The organism is Halobacillus andaensis (genome assembly GCF_014636475.1).
Classification (GTDB): Bacteria; Bacillota; Bacilli; order Bacillales; family Halobacillaceae; genus Halobacillus_A; species Halobacillus_A andaensis.
The window spans coordinates 1086107-1103533 of record NZ_BMEL01000001.1 but is presented as its reverse complement, the minus strand read 5'-3'; the positions used below and the strand labels follow the sequence as shown (position 1 = coordinate 1103533).

At 42.3% G+C, this 17427-nt stretch carries 24 protein-coding genes; 20 read left to right on the top strand and 4 right to left on the bottom strand.

Annotated elements, in window-relative coordinates; genetic code table 11:
• Nucleotides 1-16: 16 nt before the first annotated feature.
• Nucleotides 17-823 carry an AraC family transcriptional regulator gene (locus IEV27_RS05715; protein ID WP_188376472.1) on the top strand — a complete coding sequence of 269 codons (807 nt, stop codon included), beginning with the start codon at nt 17-19 and terminating at the stop codon, nt 821-823.
• On the opposite strand, the gene IEV27_RS05710 is transcribed toward IEV27_RS05715, so the two are convergent.
• Both IEV27_RS05710 and IEV27_RS05705 read right to left on the bottom strand, forming a co-directional pair.
• Nucleotides 758-2005 carry an MFS transporter gene (locus IEV27_RS05710; RefSeq protein ID WP_229734848.1) on the bottom strand — a complete coding sequence of 416 codons (1248 nt, stop codon included), beginning with the start codon at nt 2003-2005 and terminating at the stop codon, nt 758-760. The genes IEV27_RS05715 and IEV27_RS05710 overlap by 66 nt on opposite strands.
• Nucleotides 2006-2080: 75 nt before the next feature.
• Nucleotides 2081-2398, bottom strand: a complete 318-nt coding sequence (locus IEV27_RS05705; protein ID WP_188376470.1) for a hypothetical protein — start codon at nt 2396-2398, stop codon at nt 2081-2083.
• A gap of 190 nt (nt 2399-2588) precedes the next feature.
• Between IEV27_RS05705 and IEV27_RS05700 the strand changes: the two genes are divergently transcribed.
• The 5 genes from IEV27_RS05700 (at nt 2589) to IEV27_RS05680 (ending at nt 5056) form a co-directional block, all read left to right on the top strand.
• Nucleotides 2589-2948, top strand: coding sequence for a YuzC family spore coat inner layer protein (locus IEV27_RS05700; protein WP_188376469.1), 360 nt, complete (start codon nt 2589-2591; stop codon nt 2946-2948).
• A 130-nt stretch (nt 2949-3078) separates the two neighbouring features.
• Nucleotides 3079-3888, top strand: a complete 810-nt coding sequence (locus IEV27_RS05695) for a helix-turn-helix domain-containing protein (protein ID WP_188376468.1) — start codon at nt 3079-3081, stop codon at nt 3886-3888.
• A gap of 76 nt (nt 3889-3964) precedes the next feature.
• Nucleotides 3965-4549 carry a hypothetical protein gene (locus IEV27_RS05690; protein ID WP_188376467.1) on the top strand — a complete coding sequence of 195 codons (585 nt, stop codon included), beginning with the start codon at nt 3965-3967 and terminating at the stop codon, nt 4547-4549.
• Between the two features lie 82 nt (nt 4550-4631).
• The gene (locus tag IEV27_RS05685; RefSeq protein ID WP_188376466.1) at nt 4632-4802 is read left to right on the top strand and encodes a hypothetical protein; all 171 of its coding nucleotides are present in this window, start codon (nt 4632-4634) and stop codon (nt 4800-4802) included.
• 29 nt (nt 4803-4831) lie between these two features.
• Nucleotides 4832-5056 (top strand): hypothetical protein, encoded by a 225-nt coding sequence (locus tag IEV27_RS05680; RefSeq protein WP_188376465.1) that lies wholly within the window; start codon nt 4832-4834, stop codon nt 5054-5056.
• Between the two features lie 401 nt (nt 5057-5457).
• Here the strand turns inward: IEV27_RS05680 and IEV27_RS05675 are convergent, their stop codons facing one another.
• Nucleotides 5458-6807, bottom strand: a complete 1350-nt coding sequence (locus IEV27_RS05675; protein WP_188376464.1) for an N-acetylmuramoyl-L-alanine amidase — start codon at nt 6805-6807, stop codon at nt 5458-5460.
• 145 nt (nt 6808-6952) lie between these two features.
• Between IEV27_RS05675 and IEV27_RS05670 the strand changes: the two genes are divergently transcribed.
• The 9 genes from IEV27_RS05670 to IEV27_RS05630 all read left to right on the top strand — a co-directional run bounded on the left by IEV27_RS05670 (nt 6953) and on the right by IEV27_RS05630 (nt 11014).
• The gene (locus IEV27_RS05670) at nt 6953-7531 is read left to right on the top strand and encodes a hypothetical protein (RefSeq protein WP_188376463.1); all 579 of its coding nucleotides are present in this window, start codon (nt 6953-6955) and stop codon (nt 7529-7531) included.
• On the top strand, nt 7518-7700 hold the full coding sequence (locus IEV27_RS05665; protein ID WP_188376462.1) for a hypothetical protein: 183 nt from the start codon (nt 7518-7520) through the stop codon (nt 7698-7700). The genes IEV27_RS05670 and IEV27_RS05665 overlap by 14 nt, the downstream gene beginning before the upstream one ends.
• Before the next feature lie 86 nt (nt 7701-7786).
• A complete protein-coding gene (locus tag IEV27_RS05660; protein WP_229734846.1) occupies nt 7787-7960 on the top strand; it encodes a hypothetical protein in 174 nt (57 codons plus the stop codon).
• A 92-nt stretch (nt 7961-8052) separates the two neighbouring features.
• The gene (locus tag IEV27_RS05655) at nt 8053-8376 is read left to right on the top strand and encodes a PadR family transcriptional regulator (protein ID WP_188376460.1); all 324 of its coding nucleotides are present in this window, start codon (nt 8053-8055) and stop codon (nt 8374-8376) included.
• Nucleotides 8373-9242, top strand: coding sequence for a permease prefix domain 1-containing protein (locus tag IEV27_RS05650; RefSeq protein WP_188376459.1), 870 nt, complete (start codon nt 8373-8375; stop codon nt 9240-9242). The genes IEV27_RS05655 and IEV27_RS05650 overlap by 4 nt, the downstream gene beginning before the upstream one ends.
• Before the next feature lie 79 nt (nt 9243-9321).
• A complete protein-coding gene (locus IEV27_RS05645) occupies nt 9322-9495 on the top strand; it encodes a hypothetical protein (protein WP_188376458.1) in 174 nt (57 codons plus the stop codon).
• 4 nt (nt 9496-9499) lie between these two features.
• The gene (locus IEV27_RS05640) at nt 9500-9925 is read left to right on the top strand and encodes a hypothetical protein (RefSeq protein ID WP_188376457.1); all 426 of its coding nucleotides are present in this window, start codon (nt 9500-9502) and stop codon (nt 9923-9925) included.
• 2 nt (nt 9926-9927) lie between these two features.
• The gene (locus tag IEV27_RS05635; RefSeq protein ID WP_188376456.1) at nt 9928-10281 is read left to right on the top strand and encodes an inner-membrane translocator; all 354 of its coding nucleotides are present in this window, start codon (nt 9928-9930) and stop codon (nt 10279-10281) included.
• Complete coding sequence (locus tag IEV27_RS05630) at nt 10268-11014, top strand: GNAT family N-acetyltransferase (protein WP_188376455.1); 747 nt, start codon at nt 10268-10270, stop codon at nt 11012-11014. Before IEV27_RS05635 ends, IEV27_RS05630 begins: the two co-directional genes overlap by 14 nt.
• 74 nt (nt 11015-11088) lie before the next feature.
• Here IEV27_RS05630 and IEV27_RS05625 read toward each other — a convergent pair whose 3' ends face one another.
• Entirely contained in the window at nt 11089-11238 is a 150-nt protein-coding gene (locus IEV27_RS05625; protein WP_188376454.1) for a YjcZ family sporulation protein, read from the bottom strand.
• Nucleotides 11239-11544: 306 nt separating this feature from the next.
• Here IEV27_RS05625 and hisC point away from each other — a divergent pair, with 306 nt between their 5' ends.
• From hisC to nhaC, 5 genes are read left to right on the top strand one after another with little or no spacing between them, the layout of a single operon-like run.
• Nucleotides 11545-12666, top strand: coding sequence for a histidinol-phosphate transaminase (hisC, locus tag IEV27_RS05615; RefSeq protein WP_188376452.1), 1122 nt, complete (start codon nt 11545-11547; stop codon nt 12664-12666).
• Between the two features lie 2 nt (nt 12667-12668).
• On the top strand, nt 12669-13739 hold the full coding sequence (pdhA, locus tag IEV27_RS05610) for a pyruvate dehydrogenase (acetyl-transferring) E1 component subunit alpha (RefSeq protein ID WP_188376451.1): 1071 nt from the start codon (nt 12669-12671) through the stop codon (nt 13737-13739).
• Complete coding sequence (locus IEV27_RS05605; RefSeq protein ID WP_188376450.1) at nt 13736-14737, top strand: alpha-ketoacid dehydrogenase subunit beta; 1002 nt, start codon at nt 13736-13738, stop codon at nt 14735-14737. The genes pdhA and IEV27_RS05605 overlap by 4 nt, the downstream gene beginning before the upstream one ends.
• Nucleotides 14738-14755: 18 nt before the next feature.
• Nucleotides 14756-15970, top strand: a complete 1215-nt coding sequence (locus tag IEV27_RS05600) for a dihydrolipoamide acetyltransferase family protein (protein WP_188376449.1) — start codon at nt 14756-14758, stop codon at nt 15968-15970.
• 31 nt (nt 15971-16001) lie between these two features.
• Complete coding sequence (gene nhaC, locus IEV27_RS05595) at nt 16002-17420, top strand: Na+/H+ antiporter NhaC (protein ID WP_188376448.1); 1419 nt, start codon at nt 16002-16004, stop codon at nt 17418-17420.
• Nucleotides 17421-17427 lie beyond the last annotated feature (7 nt).

The window sequence follows — 17427 nt, the reverse complement described above, 5'->3', positions numbered from 1 at the left end:
GACAGGGGATAGAGCGATGATAGTTGATAATGAAAGCGGACTGCTGCTTATGCGGAATGATCAGTTGGGGGAGCGCCAGTGGCGGAGTGATGATTGTTATAAGGTGATTTTTTCTCCTTATGGAAAAGGAATCTATCAAACAATTGATGGAGACCAATCCATCGATCGAGGGGCTTTTTTTATCTTCAACCCAAAAGATGAACATAAACAGCTGCAGGCCTATCATGAAAAATTTCTTATAGAAATCCAGCCTTCCTTCTTAATGGAAGCCGCAGAAAAGATAGGAATTGGGCACCAAGCCCCTGAGTATGCACGCGTCTCCTATCGACACCCGCAAATTCAACAGTGGATGACTTTTGTACGAGAATTCATTATCACTCAGGAGTCTGAAGAATCACATCAACTCTTTCTTGATCATAGTTTAACGCAGCTCGCTATTCTCATGTTGGAATATGGGGCGGGCTCTCATCAGACCTCCTTTCCTTCTATACATATAAAAGGTCCGGTGAATGAAGTGATGAATGCCCTAAAAGAAAGTTATAGAGAAGAGTGGACGCTTGATCAGATGGCTGAGGCAGCCGGAATGAATAAGTTCCAGGTGGCTCATCTTTTTAAGGAAGAGACAGGAGTTTCTCCTTATTCCTGGATACAGCTGTATCGCTTATTTCGCAGTCAGCATTCTCTGCTGCATACGGCAGAGCCGATTCTTACTATTGCGTTGCAGCATGGATTTACAAATGTCTCCTCTTATAATCAATTATTTAAGAAAGTTTATCGTAAGACGCCCACGGAGTTTCGACGCCTCCACCGTTTTCATAAGTAAACCGCTAATACTAACGCTTAAGATAGCGAGCCCGCTAGCGATCATTAACCATTGAATTTGTATGAACAAAACGAGAAAGCCGTATAAAGCTAATGAAATGGTATTTGATAAATATAAAAGTACAGCGTTAAAACTGAACGCCCGCCCCAGCTTTTCTTCGGGTACTAGAGTTTGAATTAAATATACACGAGCAAGTCCGGCAATGGGAAGTCCGATCCCAACAATTGCACAACCGATGAAAAAGTGTGTCACTTCATATAACAGTCCATAGTATAAAATGCCAAGTCCCCATAGGCATCCACCGATGAAGTAATGGAAAAGTTTCATTTTCTTAATGAAATAAGGAAGAACAATGTTTGTAAGTATAACAACGCCGCCAAATATCCCTTGAAGAATACTGTATAATTCCTCACTCTGCGCGCTTTTTTCTGCTAAAGCCAGCAGGAGGCCGACTTCCCAAACCCACGTATTAAAAAATACAGTTATAAAAGTAAAAAAGAAAAGCCTTCGAATGGTCGGTTGCGTTTTAATCCACACTGCAATTACTTTAATTGAATCGAACAGGGCAGAAATCGATTTGTCGGAGACTTGTGTTCGATCTTCCATCGATACTTGACGCAGGCAAAGTACACTAATCAGGTAGGTAAGGGCATCGAACGTAAAAAAATGGATGGCTCCATACGTGTTTAATAATCCTATGGAGACAACTGGACTAAGAACGGTTACTCCTCTCGTTAACGTGTCATACATACTGTTTGCGATTGTACGTTCCTCTACATTTGTAATCGAGGGGAGAACTGAGCGATGAGCAGGATTAAAAAAGCATCCTATACTTTGGATCAAAAAACTGATCGTTACCAAATACGCGTAAGTCAGCATGTCTAACTGATACAGAACGACAACCGACAAGATGAGAGGAATTCGCACGAGATCTAACGAAATCAGCCATTTTTTCTTTGGCAGCCAATCGGCGATAACGCCGCCTATTAATCCAAACAACAGATAAGGCAATGCTTCAGCAACGGCCATTCCCGTCGTTAACATGCTTGATTCGGTTAAATCATAAGCCAAAAATAAAAAAGCCATTCCAGACAGTAGATCCCCCAGACGAGATACACTGCCGGCTGCTAAGTAATACCGGATATTCTTATTTTTCCATAATTCTCTATACAAAACGATCACCTCTTTTTCATCGTAAAAGAAAACGAGGTGATCGTCTTTCGTATTATTGCTAAAATATGAAGCAACTTTCTGGTATTACGTAAGAAACATAAAACTAAGAAATCCTAAGAAACCGATCAGCCATGAAAGAAAGCCAAACAGGTTATAGAAGGGTACGGTACTTCTTCGTTTGAAAAAGCGATGGAGCAGTACGAATGCTGAAATATATACAACACTTGAGATAACGGATAATAATAGCTGAAAAAGCAGTTTTTCATCATTTAACGTGGGATTTCTCGCCCATCCGAGGGCGTCCCCGACGTAAAGGATGCTCGTTACCCATAAGGCGATGAGCAAATAGAATAGACAGCCAAATATAAATTGGATCCCATAGGCTATATACATGGTTTTCATTATTGATCACCTGTGTGATATGACTTTTTTGTGTGAATCGTATGGAATTGCTTACTAGTTTAACATAAAATCCCAAATCACCGATCAAAAGTGGATACCATCATAATACTCGAAGGATTTCCTTTATCCCAAAACGAACTTCTTACACATATGATGTGGTTATGTTATGGATGGAAAAGGGGGATGTTTCGTGTACAACATTTATCACTATCCTTATCATTATTATTATAATCCGTATTATTGGGGTGTACGTCAGTACGAATCGTTGGATCCTACTCTTTTGACACAGTCGGCTACTGAATCGAAGCAGTTAATGAAGGATGCAAGCAAGGTGCTCGATAAACTGGCAGAATCTGAGGAGTTTGATTCTCAATTGATGGAAGCCGCCCAGCAGTCAAATGATGACGAGGTGAAGCGTCTCATTGGTTCAATCGGCGTCACTTCTGAAGTGGATATTCATTATAACCCTGATGGCCTGCGTCTTGAATTTCGACGGTCCATTGATGGGTATGAGTGCTGTAAACTGCAGGTTGCGTTGCGGTGGAGGTGAAAAAATTAAGAGGAAAAGTGTCGGGTGGCAGAAAAACCGGCACTTTTTTTAATTTTTTTTCAAAATAGTAACACCGGCCTGCCATCTCATTTCGATTATAGTAGTAAACAGATGAAATGAGGAACGTTTTATGGAAATTGAACAGATTCGCAGTTTACAGACATTTATGAGTGTAGAGGAAATGGACAAGCATGTACGATCCTTTCTCTTTCGGATGAAAGCCGCATTATCAGAAGCTACGCAGAAGGTATTAAAGTTTATTTGGCGGCATTCTGTGAAGTACAGAGGCGTATCTTTTGCTAAAATTGAAACGATTGAAAAACATACGCAAGTCAGCCGGAGAACGGTCATTCGAGCGATCAATCGTCTGGAACAAGAAAAGCTGCTGGAGCGAGTAGAGACGACCCGAGCTAACGGCAAACGCGGCGCAAATATTTTAGTCATTCTCCACCAGGAGGATCTTTTTTTACCGAACGATGTCACCCCAGTTGACACCCCATATGACACTGTACCAACTCCTGCTAAACCCTCTACAGATCAACCCTCAGCAGTTGAAGAAATCTCCGAAGCAGTGAATAAGCAAAGCGAAAGCTCTTCTTGTATGTTTGTACCCCTCGACCACACGTTCATCCCATCATTTATTCCCAAACTTTTCGTAGAAGCTGTGCGTCCTTTTCTAAATCCGACAGATACGTTACATGCCTGGAGGACGGTTGAAAGTGCCTATCGACAATGGGATATGCGCGACCCGCTTGAATGGTATATTGATCTAGTCATTGAGGTGTTTAAGCAAACGGTATTTGCACAAAAGCATCGAATGATTCATACAACATTTATAGGGTATTTTTATGGTGGATTAAAAAATCGCTTTATGCAGATGGCACGTAAGGAAACGTTGGAGGATTCGAAGACACTTTATTATGACTGGTTAAATGAGTAACGCTATTTACATATTTAGGGAAGTCCATTACAGTAAAAGTGTTACATTATTCAGATAAAATAAGGAGATCATGGATATGACAAAGAAAAAAGTTGGGCTTATATTAGTAGTAACAGCGATTGCGCTTCCTCTCATCTTCTTATTTGCTTATGAACCTTCTTTTACAGCAAAAGGAGCAGTGGAGAAGCATTTTGAATATGAGAATGATCTTCAATATTTGAATAAAATCGAAGCGGGGAATTTTCAAGCCTGGTTATTTAACGATGAAGAAGAAGGAGAATATAAGACATTCCTTGTAAAAAAAGACGGACTTTTTTATGAAAGTCCACTTTCGACTTACATTGAACACCAGACGGATGCTTCTCTAGAGACGTTATCATCTATAGATTACACAGATGAGACAGATGCCTTAACCCTGCTTGTGGTTCAAAGTATGGATCCAGATGTAGATAAGATAGAAGCAGGGGAAGAGACGAACCGTAAAGAAAATGAGGTAGAAGAAGGAGAAATATCTGTATTCTCGTGGGATCGCAGCATTTCCTTTGATGAAATGAACGCTGCAGCCTATGACGGGCAGGGAGAAGTGTTATATTATTTTGGACTCGAAAAGGATGAAACAACGAACGTTGACAATTTGGGGTGGTTCGAAGAGGAGAAATAGGAAAACGGCATTAAAAATGAAACAGATACGGGGTGGTACTCGTATACATAGTAGCAAGTTTATTAAAGGAGAGGACAACTCGATGGATTTGTTTATTCTCTTTGGTGTATGGATAGCTGGCACCCTCATTGCTGTGATTAGTATCTTTATGATCATTGGGAACAGGGTCACCGAACCGCGCAAAGATTTGGAACGAAAAGTGCACCGTTTGGAAAATGAAGTGAGAGTTTTAAAAAGCCGGGAACCAAAGTAAACACATTCTTTCTAGGAAGGTGATGGAAGATGACCGCATTATGGGTATTGTTAACGATTATTGGAATTTGCTTTCTGCCAATGTTTCTCGGGATGATTTTTAATCGGCTGGGGTTTAAGAAACGTCGAATTGATAATGAAACTGTTGAAAGATCAAAGGTTGATTCAAACGCTCAAATGAATGCGAGATCTGCTATAGCCGCCGAACAAATGAAGAATAATAGTTATCATGGCGGTGGCGGACCTTTTAGCTAAGGGATGGTAAAAAGGTGTGTTCAAGGTCGATAAATCACACGTTTTCCAGAAGAAAAAGCGTTCCCAGGAAAGTATGTGCTCGCCTGCCTTATGGGCGCTTCTCAGTACGGGTATGGTACTCATGCCAAAAGGTAAGCGAGCGCGCATGATTTACTAGCCGGAACGTTTGTTTATAACGAAATGTCTTAGATGAACTTGTGTGACTAAGGTCGCTGGTAAAACTACTAAATTCGCTGGTAAATATGAAATTTCGCTGGTATTTAAAATTTTCGTGTGTAAATTCACCGAAATCGCCGGTAAATAGAATTTTTCGCGGCTATTTACTGACTTACATAAAAAAGTCTGGCTGATCTCATTCCATCAACCAGACTCACCCTATTAACCTTTGTCTAACACGTCATTTAGTACTTCTTTTTACTTAGTGATTGTCCATTGGCATGATTCATGTTTTTGTTATACACACTTAAAATACTTTGACCGTACCTTGTACCTGGTACCGCCCACTTACCGTTAAGCTGAGTCCATGTTTTCGCACTGCCACGTGGCACGAGGTCGAATCTTGGATCGACTTTTTCAAATGGAGCAGGAATATTTTTAGTGGAAGCGTAAGCGAACAAGTGCTGGATATGAGCATGTACACCGTCTTCTTGTGTATCAAAGCTGTTTCCTTTGTGATCAGGACCCGTGGCGCCAATTCCTGCATAGTTGTTTTGCTCAGCATCTACGACTCCAGTGAAGCGGAAATAGTCGGTTTCATGAATCGCCTGAGCATAAGCGACGTCAGCTCGAATGCCGTAGGCTTTTCCGAAGTATACATAGTGAGCGCCAAGCATAGGTGCATTCGGATTGACGGTTCGAACGAATTCATCCATTTGATGGGAGAGTAAATAGGTTTCTCCTTCAATCGTAAAGAGCTCTACAGGTGTTGGCGGGGGAGGAAGGGGATCAGCGCTTTCCTCATCTGTAATAATAAAGGCGTCACGAATGCCGGCATTATTCAATCGCTGAATTTGTTCATTGGCTCTTGATTTCTCAGAGAACGAGCCTGCTTGCACACGGTAAAATACTAATCCTGAAATAGAAGTCGTGCGAATAAAAGAGTCGATGCTGCGTCGGGCAAGTTCCTGTACTCGTTGTTCCGCATTATCTCTTTTATTAAATGAGCCCGCAATGACTCGGTATAATACTTTAGGCAGTGATTTCGCGGGTAAGTTTAAAGCTTCAGCGACTCCTTGTGCAATAGCAATTGATACTTCCTCAATAAAAGCTGGGTTTCTTAACTGTGACAAGTCACTAGCATTGTCCACAAATAACACTTCAAGCAATAAAGCCGGCATCCTGGTTTCTCTTACGACGTGAAAATCAGCGCGCTTTTTCCCACGGTCTCTAATATTGTATTTCGTTCGTACGGCATTCATAATTTTATCGTGAATAATGTTTTGATAGGTACGGGTCGGGATAGAAACCGTTCCATTAAAAATATAGCTTTCAAACCCTTGTCCGCCAGCCGCATTGTTATGAATGGATAAGAAAAAGTCTGCGTTTGCATCGTTAGCCAGCTGCGTGCGTTCGTTTAAAGATAAGGTTACATCCCTTGTACGAGTCATGACAATATTCGCTTCATAGTTTTGCTGCAGGTGACTTTGAACTTTTAAAGCGATGGCCAGGTTAAAGTTTTTTTCAAGACTGCCTTGAAACGAAGCGCCTGTATCTGTACCACCGTGACCAGCATCTATAACGACAGTTTTCATATAGATTAGCCTCCTTTTAAGACTACTTCATTATATGTAAGTTTAATAACCTAAGTATGGACAACTACCGCAGGTGAACACCTCATTTTTTAAAAAAAGAGGCCTTATGACATAGGAAATAGTAAACGGAGAAGGGGAGATAGGTATGCGAAGAATAGGCCTTATCATTCTAGCTGGTTCACTGTTGTGTGGCGTTGCTCTTTATGTAACTACAAGTTGGGTGTATCCCTATTCACCTATAAGTATACATCCATCATTCACATATGAGCCGGACCAAGTAGTTGTAAAAGAGTATGCTGAAGACGTGACTGCCTTTAAAGATAAGTTTGAGGAGCCATTAACTACTTCTGCTTCCGAGGATTTGACCGCCTACCGCATGCAATACGTACTAAAAATGTATGAGCAGTCCTGGTTACTTAACACAGAAGGAAGAAATATGACGAGTGAAGAACTTGATGAAATTCTTCAATATGTAAAAGATGCTCGTAAAGTCATCATAGAGCTCGCATTTCAAGAAGACTATTCCCGGAATGACCGGTCTAACTTACGCGTGTTACTAGAACACAACTTAACGTTAGAAGAAGAAATTCAGGAAATCCAGCAGTCTGTTTTTCATTCTCAACAGACCTTAGACCGGCAAATGGGCAATCTGCATATGAGTTTTATTCAAAACTTTAATTTTTTTACTACGTTTTATGAGAGGTATATTAATGAAGATGCGTAATAAACGGTTGGTGTATCACGTATTGATTATCTTTGCAGCTTTGCTCACCGGTGGACTTACTTACCCTTCTTACGTTTCGCAGTTTGCATTCATTGTGGCGGGTGTAGGTTTCTTTTTTACAGTGGGTGTGCTTGTTCCCTCTACTCGTAAAAATGTGGAGTGGCTGTAAGTGTTATTCGTTCTGTAACTCTATTAGCGGGATAAATCCTTCATTAAGAATAGTGTTCTACATAGGATCAAAAAGGAGTGGGGAAGGTGAAAAATTCGTTAGCACTCGGTGCAGGAATATTCTTTTGTACGCTTCTAGTTATGAAGGCTTTAGAGGTTCCATCTCCTTTCCTTGCCAGCCTCATCGCAGCTTTTCTCGTCTTTGAGATAAGCTGCTACCACTTCGTTGGGAAAATGAGGAGGAATCGTAAGTTGAACTAGCATTCTTGGTGTTTTTTTACATTTATACCTTGTTATACGATGCACATCGTTATACAATGTTTATAGAAAAACCTGGAAGGTGGTGTGGATTGATGGACCGCGAAATTATGAAGGGAAGTATCGATATACTCATTCTGGGGCTAGTTTCAAAGCAGGATATGTATGGCTATGAGATGGTGAAAAGCTTAAAGGAACAAAGTAACGATCTTTACAACATGAGCGAGGGTACACTTTATCCCGCATTAAAACGGTTGGAAAAAAAAGAGTGGCTCGGTTCCTACTGGTCTGAGACGGTAAGCGGCCGGAGGAAATATTACCAAATAACAGATGAAGGTCTTACCGTGCTTCATCAAAAGCTGGGAGAATGGAAAAGTGTCCATGATCTGATCATGAAAACGTCAGAGGACTTTTCATGAAAAGGATGGAAAAGCACGTCAATCGAGTATTAAAGGAGATGCAGAGTCCTCAAGAAGAGAGAGAAGAAATTAAAGAAGAACTTCTTTCTCATTTGGAAGAAGCGAAATCTTTTTATATGGATCAAGGAGACCCTGAGAAAAAAGCAGAAAAGAAAGCGGTTGAGGAATTTGGGGGATCGAAGCAGATTGGTCATGGTTTTCAAGAGGCGATGTATCCGTATCAACGAAGTCTATTGTATGTCATTGGACTGGCTACCATCCTGTTTGGTGTAATCTTTCATTTATATTTAACATTTACTTTTGGCGGAGCGGAGCCTGTGTGGCTGCTTATTCAGTTTTTGTTTGGGAGTCTCGTCGTGCTTACTGGAATGAATATTGCTTTTGTCGGCCGCCATTTCTGGTCGGTTAATGTACTCGTGCTCTTAACTGCTATGTGGAACGGTGTTGCGCTTATGATGGTCAGTCAGGTGTACCCTTTTCAAATGATTATGTTTAGTATTTACCTGCTGATTATTATCGTGATTTCTATTATTTTTGTTATTCGGCATTCCTATTACGCATCGAACCCTTACCAAACTTCACCAGAACAACGAAAGATACAAAAGGTGAGCTTTGTTGTTAATATCGTTTACGGTGTCATGCTTTTCACAGCTGCTTTATTTGTTACATATGGGATGCTTATCTTTGGAGGGATGGGGTGGCATGTTTTGATTCCTGTTTCCAGCATATTTGCCTGGCTTCTCTTTTATAAATTCCAAATGACATTCATTCAAAAACGCCCGATTGCCGCTATCTTTGTAGGACTTGTCTTTTTATTTCTTGTTGCTGCTTCACCATTTGCTATTTCAGGGCTTATTCGGGGGTGATGAGATGGTAACTTTCTTTCAAACAGTGGGATAGCCGGCTGTAATAGCATTTTTCCTCACCCACTTTACTTTGTTGCTTATGAAAAAGAGGCAGGCCCCATTAGTAACAGCGGCACTAGTCGTTGGCTGCGGGGCACTGGTTATGATTGTTGGTTTGTTCTCAATGTTGACTATAGGAATGTATGGAGCCATTACGATGCTCATTGGATTGGTGTTGTATGTGTTTGCAAAGGATCGGCTGGAAGGCGGATGAACAAATGTCATTAAAAAAGAAAAACTTTATTTTTATCGGAGGCGTAGTGCTTCTATTTGGGCTGGTTTACTGGGCGGGGATTTCAGCTGAAGGACCACCCGGCAGGACAGGGTTGGGGGATCAACCTGATTTATCTGAAGATGATAAAACGATCGTTTTCCCTTATTATCAAGATGGGGATGCCTCCCTTTCTTTCCAATACGAAGTGTTTCACATGACGAGGGAAGGTGAAGAAGTCGAACAGGTAACTAACTTACATGCCTTTGCAGGAGGGACTCTTTTCTTTCGAAAAAGTGAACAGTTTCTCATAACCGTCGATCGTAACTTCGCTGGTCGAGATCATGACTTTGAATATTGGATATTCGATCGTGATGGGAGTTCTTCAAAAGAAGTTATTATTGACATACCAGATCAGCGAGAAGGAGGCTGATGATGGATTCTATTATTCTTTTGTTATTTTTTGCTCTGTTGCTTGCTATGAATGTCGGAGCTTATCACCTTCAAAAGACAGAACGCCTTCCGTTATTTGTATCAGGAATGCTGCTGATGCTCTCAGCTCCAGTAGCAGGGTTTCTTACTGGTTATCTTTTCTTGATATCTGCTGATCCGGACTCAACGAAAGAGGGAGCCGGCTTAGGCGGTGCTATGGTCGGTCTTCTTACTCTGTTTAACGGCTTACTTGCTTTAATTATTGGTGTGATCACAGCATTCCTAAAGCGCAGGAAGAAGCGGAATGAAGAACAAACTCAAGCAATTGATGTGGAGGAAACGAATGATAACATTTAACAATATTCATAGAATTGGGCACCATATTTACGAAAATGAAACCTATCATCACTATCATTATCCAGAAATGCTTGTCCGATATGATAGTAACTTTTTGCAATTTAAGAAGGTCCCTACGTTGGAAGAATTTAAAGAAGCTTATTCGTACTTACGTGATTTTCATCTTAGCAAAGGACAAAAGCACGTGAAATTTTATCTTCCGGAAAACGAGAAGCCAGATAAACAGCTTATGAACTATTTAAAGGATCATAGTTTTGAAGTAGGTTTTCTTGAATTATATAAAATTCAGCCGAAAGATTTCCCAGAGGCAGCTCCTCAGGCTGATATAAAACTCGAACTCATCTCTGAGAAAAACCTTAGCACGTTCCTCCGTCTTCATTATGAACAAGACGTAGCGTTTGGTATTGATTTTGCCGATCAAAAAATCGATCTTAATCGCAGGTTGTTCCACGATCCTTCTATTGAGATGGTCCTTGCTTATTTTAATGGCGAGCCTGCTGGATCTGTTACACTTATCCACACGGAACATACTGTGGAAATTGACCATTTAGTGGTAGAGGACAAATTTCAGAGAAAAGGCATAGGAACTGAGCTGCAGCGATTTGTTATGAAACGAAACCTTCATAAAACGGTTATTCTAGTAGCTGATGGGGAAGACACGGCGAGGAATATGTATCGAAAACAAAATTACGAGTGTATAGGAGTTCAGTATGAAATTCAGAAGATAGATTAAAAGCCAGGCGACCCGGTCCTGGCTTTTTTGGTGAGAAAATGTAACTGAAGGAATGGATGTGGTTTGTTCACCTTCTAGTATTTAACATACGATGTTCCTACAATAATCAACAGAATAAACAACACGACGATCAGCGCAAAACCTTTTCCTTTACCGTAGCCGCCATAGCCGCCACCAAAAGGACCGCCGCCGAAGCCTCCTAGGCCTCCACCATAATAACTCATACCTTCACCACCTTTTTGTCTAATACTCTACTCTATGTAGGAAGAGTAGAAAGTGGAAAGGCTTTCGACTCATAGAGCAAGAAATTCTGTCCGCTCCTATATAAGTTTCGTATACTTCCTATACGTTCCACCTGCAGTAACTCTTTGATCACTTGCTGAATCAAGCCCATGTCTTACATTCGCCCTCCTTATTTTAGTGCGTGAAAGCAATATCACTTTAAATAACATTCTTGAGAGAAAATTTAGATAATTCTAAACTGAATCTGATACCGTTTTTTTACAGATGGAATAAAGGAGGAATAGTCTATGATAGAGCCGCGTCCACAGCTTGAAGGCATTTCGATGTATTCGCCTGGCAAGCCGATCGAGGAGTTACAGAGAGAAAAAGGATTAACAAAAATATTGAAAATGGCTTCCAATGAAAATCCTTTTGGGTGTTCCCCGCTTGCAGAAGAGGCGATACGTGAAGAAATGAAGGAAATGACAAGGTATCCAGAAACGACGTCGCCGGCATTAGCGCTTAAGTTGGCAGCAAGATTAGGGATATCCTCGGATCAGCTCATTTTTGGCAATGGTTCAGACGAAATCATTCGATTGTTAACTCGGTCGTACATAAACCAGGGGGATGAAGTCGTTATGGCGAGTGTGACGTTTCCACGCTATAAAACGAACGTCCTCATTGAAGGAGGAATCCCCGTTGAAGTCGGCATGAAGAATGGGACCCATGATCTTGACGGGCTGCTGCGCGCGATCACAAACGAGACAAAGATGGTGTTTGTGTGCAATCCGAATAACCCAACAGGAACGATTGTGGAGCGCCAAGCTTTGAAAGATTTCATCGAACAAGTTCCTTCCAACGTTCTGCTCGTAATGGATGAAGCCTATTATGAGTATGCCGATAGTAAAGAGTACTTAGAAACATTGTCGCTGCTTGATGATTATCCCAATATGGTGATTTTACGAACGTTTTCAAAAGTATACGGACTGGCGGCACTTCGTATCGGATACGGAATGATGCATCCTGGGATTGTTCATCAGTTGAGAAAAGTAAAAGATCCATTTAACGTGAACCGGCTGGCGGAAGCAGCGGCATCTGCTTCTTTGGAAGATGAAGCATTTTTGATCGAAACCATTGCTGAAAATAGAGAAGGACGGCGATATCTTACTCGTCACTTTGAAGACATGGGGCTGGACTACTTCACGACGCAGACGAACTTTATTATGGTCGACGTTGGCTTCCCGGCGGAAAAAGTATATGAAGAGCTTTTAAACGCAGGCATTATTATACGTCCTGGGCATCTCATGGGCTATCCGACGATGATTCGAGTAACGATCGGTCAGGATGAAGAAAATGAATCGTTTATTCGGGAACTAAGGCAGATTTTAAATATGGAGGTTTTACCAGTAAAAGAGGAACGAGGAGGATGAAAATGGGGGTAGAAAATCAATTTCCGATTGTTCAGTATGTGAATGAAAAAGGTGAACTGATTCACGATGAAACGAAGCTTGATCAAAACCAGCTTTATGAGTTTTATCGAACGATGCTGCGGGCGAGGATGATGGATAAAAAATGTTTAAATCTTCAGCGCCAAGGCCGGATTGGGACATATGTTCAGTATGAAGGGCAAGAGGCAGCTCAAGTCGGCAGTGCTTTAGCCGTGGAGGACGGGGATTGGATGTTTCCAACCTATCGAGATCATGCGGCAACAATGACGTTTGGGCATTCCCTGCGTAATCTATTTCTCTATTGGAAAGGGCGTTTGGAAGGGAGTATCCCGCCTGAGGGCAAGAATATTTTTCCTCCAGCCGTGCCGATTGCCTCTCAGCTGCTTCACGCAACAGGTACAGCCTGGGCGGAGAAAAAGAAAAACAGCGACCGGGTGTCGATCGTTTATTTCGGTGATGGGGCAACGTCAGAAGGCGATTTTCATGAGGGGCTGAATTTTGCCAGCGTGTTTAACACACCTGTCGTATTTTTTAATCAGAATAATGGCTTTGCGATTAGTGTGCCTATGGAAAAACAGATGAAGTCGAAAACCATTGCGCAAAAAGGTCTCGCTTATGATATACCAAGTCTTCGCGTGGACGGTAACGATATTGTGGCCGTTTATTATGAAACAAAAAAGGCAGTGGCACGGGCTCGAAATGGGGAAGGACCCACACTCATTGAAGCCGTAACATGGAGGTATGGCGCCCATACGACGGCAGATGATCCGTCTAAATATCGGGATCAGCAAGAAAGTGAAATCCGCCGGGAAACAACGGACCCGCTGCTGCGAGTTGAACGTCTTCTGAAAAATCAAGGCTGGTGGAACGACGAGGAAAAAGGAAGAATGGAAGAAGAGATTACCGAAGAAATCAATCATGCGCTTAAGGAAGCTGAAGGCTTTAAGGCTGCTGACATTGATCAGCTGTTTGATCATGTGTTTGCTGAACCGACGTGGACGATTGAAGAGCAGCGGGAGCAGCATAAGCGTGTGGGCAAGGAGGTCAGCCAATGACGACAGTGGCGACAGAAGTGAAGAAGTTAACGATGGTGCAAGCTATTACCGATGCGATGCGGACGATGATGCGAGAGGATGAGTCTGTCCTTGTTTTAGGGGAAGATGTCGGAGTTAATGGCGGGGTGTTTCGAGCGACTGATGGCTTAGTGCAGGAGTTTGGTGAAGAACGGGTCGTAGATACGCCGCTGGCTGAGTCCGGTATTATCGGGACTTCGGTCGGTCTAGCAGTAAATGGATTCAAACCAATTTGTGAAATGCAATTTTTTGGGTTTATTTACCCTGCGTTTAATCAAATTATGACTCATGCGACGAGGATGAGGCAGCGTTCGCTTGGTCGCTATACAGTTCCAATGGTCATTCGTGCGCCTTATGGAGCAGGAGTAAAAGCACCTGAAATTCACTCGGACAGTGTGGAAGCCCTTTTTACACATATACCAGGCTTAAAGGTCGTCACTCCATCAAATGCATACGATGCGAAAGGGCTCTTGATCGCAAGCATTAAGGATCCCGATCCTGTTTTATTTATTGAGCCGATGCGCTGCTATCGTACAGGACGAACAGAGGTACCGGAAGACAACTATTCGATTCCATTAGGGAAAGCTTCTACAGTAAAAGAGGGAAATGATGTAACGATTTTAACGTGGGGAGCTATGGTACAGGATACTGTGCAGGCTGTTCAAAAATGGGAATCAGCTCATGAGGCCACGTGTGAAATCATAGACTTGCGTACGTTGTATCCGCTAGACAAAGAAGCGATTAAACAATCCGTGGAGAAAACGGGCAGAGTCGTCGTCGTTCATGAAGCTCCAGAAACCGGAGGCGTCAGCGGCGATATTATTTCGGTCATTAACGATGCCGCGTTTTTCTATCTAAAAGCCCCTGTGCAAAAAGTGACAGGATTTGATACGCCCGTTCCTGTATATTCGTTAGAGCAGGACTACTTACCAAGTGCACGTAAAGTTACAGCTGCTGTTGAACATACGCTGAAATATTAAGAGAAGGGGGATAGACGAATGGAAGTAAAGTTACATGATATTGGAGAAGGCATGCACGAAGCAGAAATTTTACATTATTACGTAAAACCAGGTCAGCGTGTCAAAAATGATGAGCCGCTTGTCGAGATTCAAACAGACAAAATGACAGCTGAACTGACAGCTCCCGCTGATGGAGTGGTAGAGGCTCTTCGATTTAACATTGGAGATGTAGTGGAAGTAGGAACGACGATCCTGTCGCTTCAAACAACCAGTTCTGACTCGATGCTTGTTGAACGTGTAGCAAAACAGCCGGCTCTTACTGCCGCTGGTGGAGCAGGAACGAGTACGAAACCCTATAAAACGGAAAATCCGAATAAACGAGTGCAGGCATCACCGCATACTCGCCGAATTGCCAGAGAACATGACGTGAATATTGAAGATGTAACAGGTACAGGGCCTTCCGGACGAATTACAGATGAGGATATTTACCGATTTTTGAAAGCGCATACATTAACGGAAGAAATGGTTGTTGAACCAACGCATGCAGAGGTTAAAGAAGAAGCAGAACCGGAATTTATTCCGTTCCGAGGCCGCAGGAAGCAAATTGCCAAGAAAATGGAGCAGTCGCTTTATACAGCGCCCCATGTCACTCATTTTGATGAAGTGATGATGACCGAATTACTATCACTGAAGGGTAACCTTAAGCAGCAAGGGGCATCTATTTCTGTTGCTGCGTTTTTTATAAAAGCGATTCAGCTTTCGTTACAGGAGCATCGTATCTTTAACGCTAAGCTCAATGAAGAGGAAGGACGCATTGAGCTTGAGCCTGTTTATAACATCGGGATCGCCACGGATACAGAAGAAGGGTTAATCGTTCCTGTCATTAAAAATGTAGAGCAAAAGTCTGTGGAGCGTATTCATCAGGACATGAAAGAGTTGACTAGAAAAGCGAAGGAAAATCAGTTAGCTGCATCCGATTTATCAAAAGGGACATTTACGATTAGTAACGTAGGTCCTCTGGGAAGTACAGGCGCCACACCGATCTTAAACTATCCTGAAACAGGATTGATGGCTTTTCATAAAACGAAAAGGGCTCCTGTAGTCATAAATGAAGAAATTGTTATTCGCGATGTGATGAATGTTTCCTTTACGTTCGATCACCGTGTGGCAGATGGCGCGAAGGCAGCAGCTTTCGTCAATCGGTTTATGGATTATATTCATCATCCGGCGAAAATGCTCGTGAAGTTAGTGTAGTCGATCGTTAAAAAAAGTGAGGAGGCGTATTGTGGAAAAAAGAATACCTTCGTTTGCCATGTCGCTCATCGTTTTCTTAACTGTAGTGGCCATTCTTGGCGTCAGCATTCTCATTTTTGAAGCTGCCCCACACATTCCGATTGTCCTGGTTGCCGTTATCGTTACGCTTTATGGATTTAAGCTCGGCTATTCCTGGAAGGAATTAGAGAAAGCCATAACTAAAGGAGTGTCCCATGGCGTACCAGCCATTTTAATTCTTAGCTTAATTGGAATTTTAGTAGGGGTTTGGGTGCTTAACGGAACAGTGCAGACTATTACGTTTTACGGACTTCACGTGTTGTCGCCTTCCATTTTTCTTGTTTCAGCTGTTATTATTACAGCCGTTGTTGCTACAATGACGGGAAGCTCGTGGAGCGCCATAAGTACGATCGGGATTGCTCTTATGGGTGTGTCGTACGGAATGGAGATCTCACCAGCCATGACAGCCGGAGCTATTGTGTGTGGTGCCATCTTCGGAGATAAAATGTCGCCGCTGTCAGATACAACGAACTTAACGGCTGCCACAGCTAAGGTAGATATTTTCCAGCATATAAAACATATGCTTTGGACGACAGTACCGAGCCTTCTAATTACGCTGATTATCTTTGGAGTTATTAGTTTTATGACGACCCAGGATACAGCAAGTACGGGTAATGTAGAAGCGATGATTTCCACGCTAAACAGCGAGTACAATTTGACACCTATTGCTCTTATTTCCCCATTATTAATTATTGTACTTGCGTTTAGACGAGTGAGCTCCATTCCTGCTCTTGTTATTGGACTGATTGCAGCTGTAGCTACGACGTTCTATACCGTTCCTGGTGTTACCTTTGGCGAGATCATGAGTACCGCTCACTTTGGGTATACCGCAGAAACGGGAGATGAAGCCATTGACAGCCTGCTGTCATTAGGTGGTTTAGATAGTATGCTTTTTGGCGTATCCCTTATTTTAATTGCTTTATCGTTTGGAGGAATCATTAAAGAAATCGGCATTGCTCATGCGATCATTGATGGCATGCGAAACTTCTTAAAAAGCCGGGGCAACGTTGTACTATCAACCGTCCTCTCATGCTTAGGCGTTAACGTCGCGGTTGGCGAACAGTATTTATCGATTATTTTGCCTGGCCAAATGCTGGAGGACAGTTATAAAAACGCCAACCTGCATCCGAAAAACTTATCAAGAACATTAGAAGATGCAGGTACGATTATTCACCCGCTCATTCCATGGGGGGTAACAGGTGTGTTCATTATGTCGACGCTTAATATTGGAATGGGATATATACCGTATGCCTTTATTTGCTTTATCACACCGGTGATCGCGATTATTTATGGTTATACAGGATTTGCCCTGCCTCCATTAAATGAAGATGCGGTTTCATATGAAGAACCTATGTTAGAAAAAGACGCCTAAACGGAGA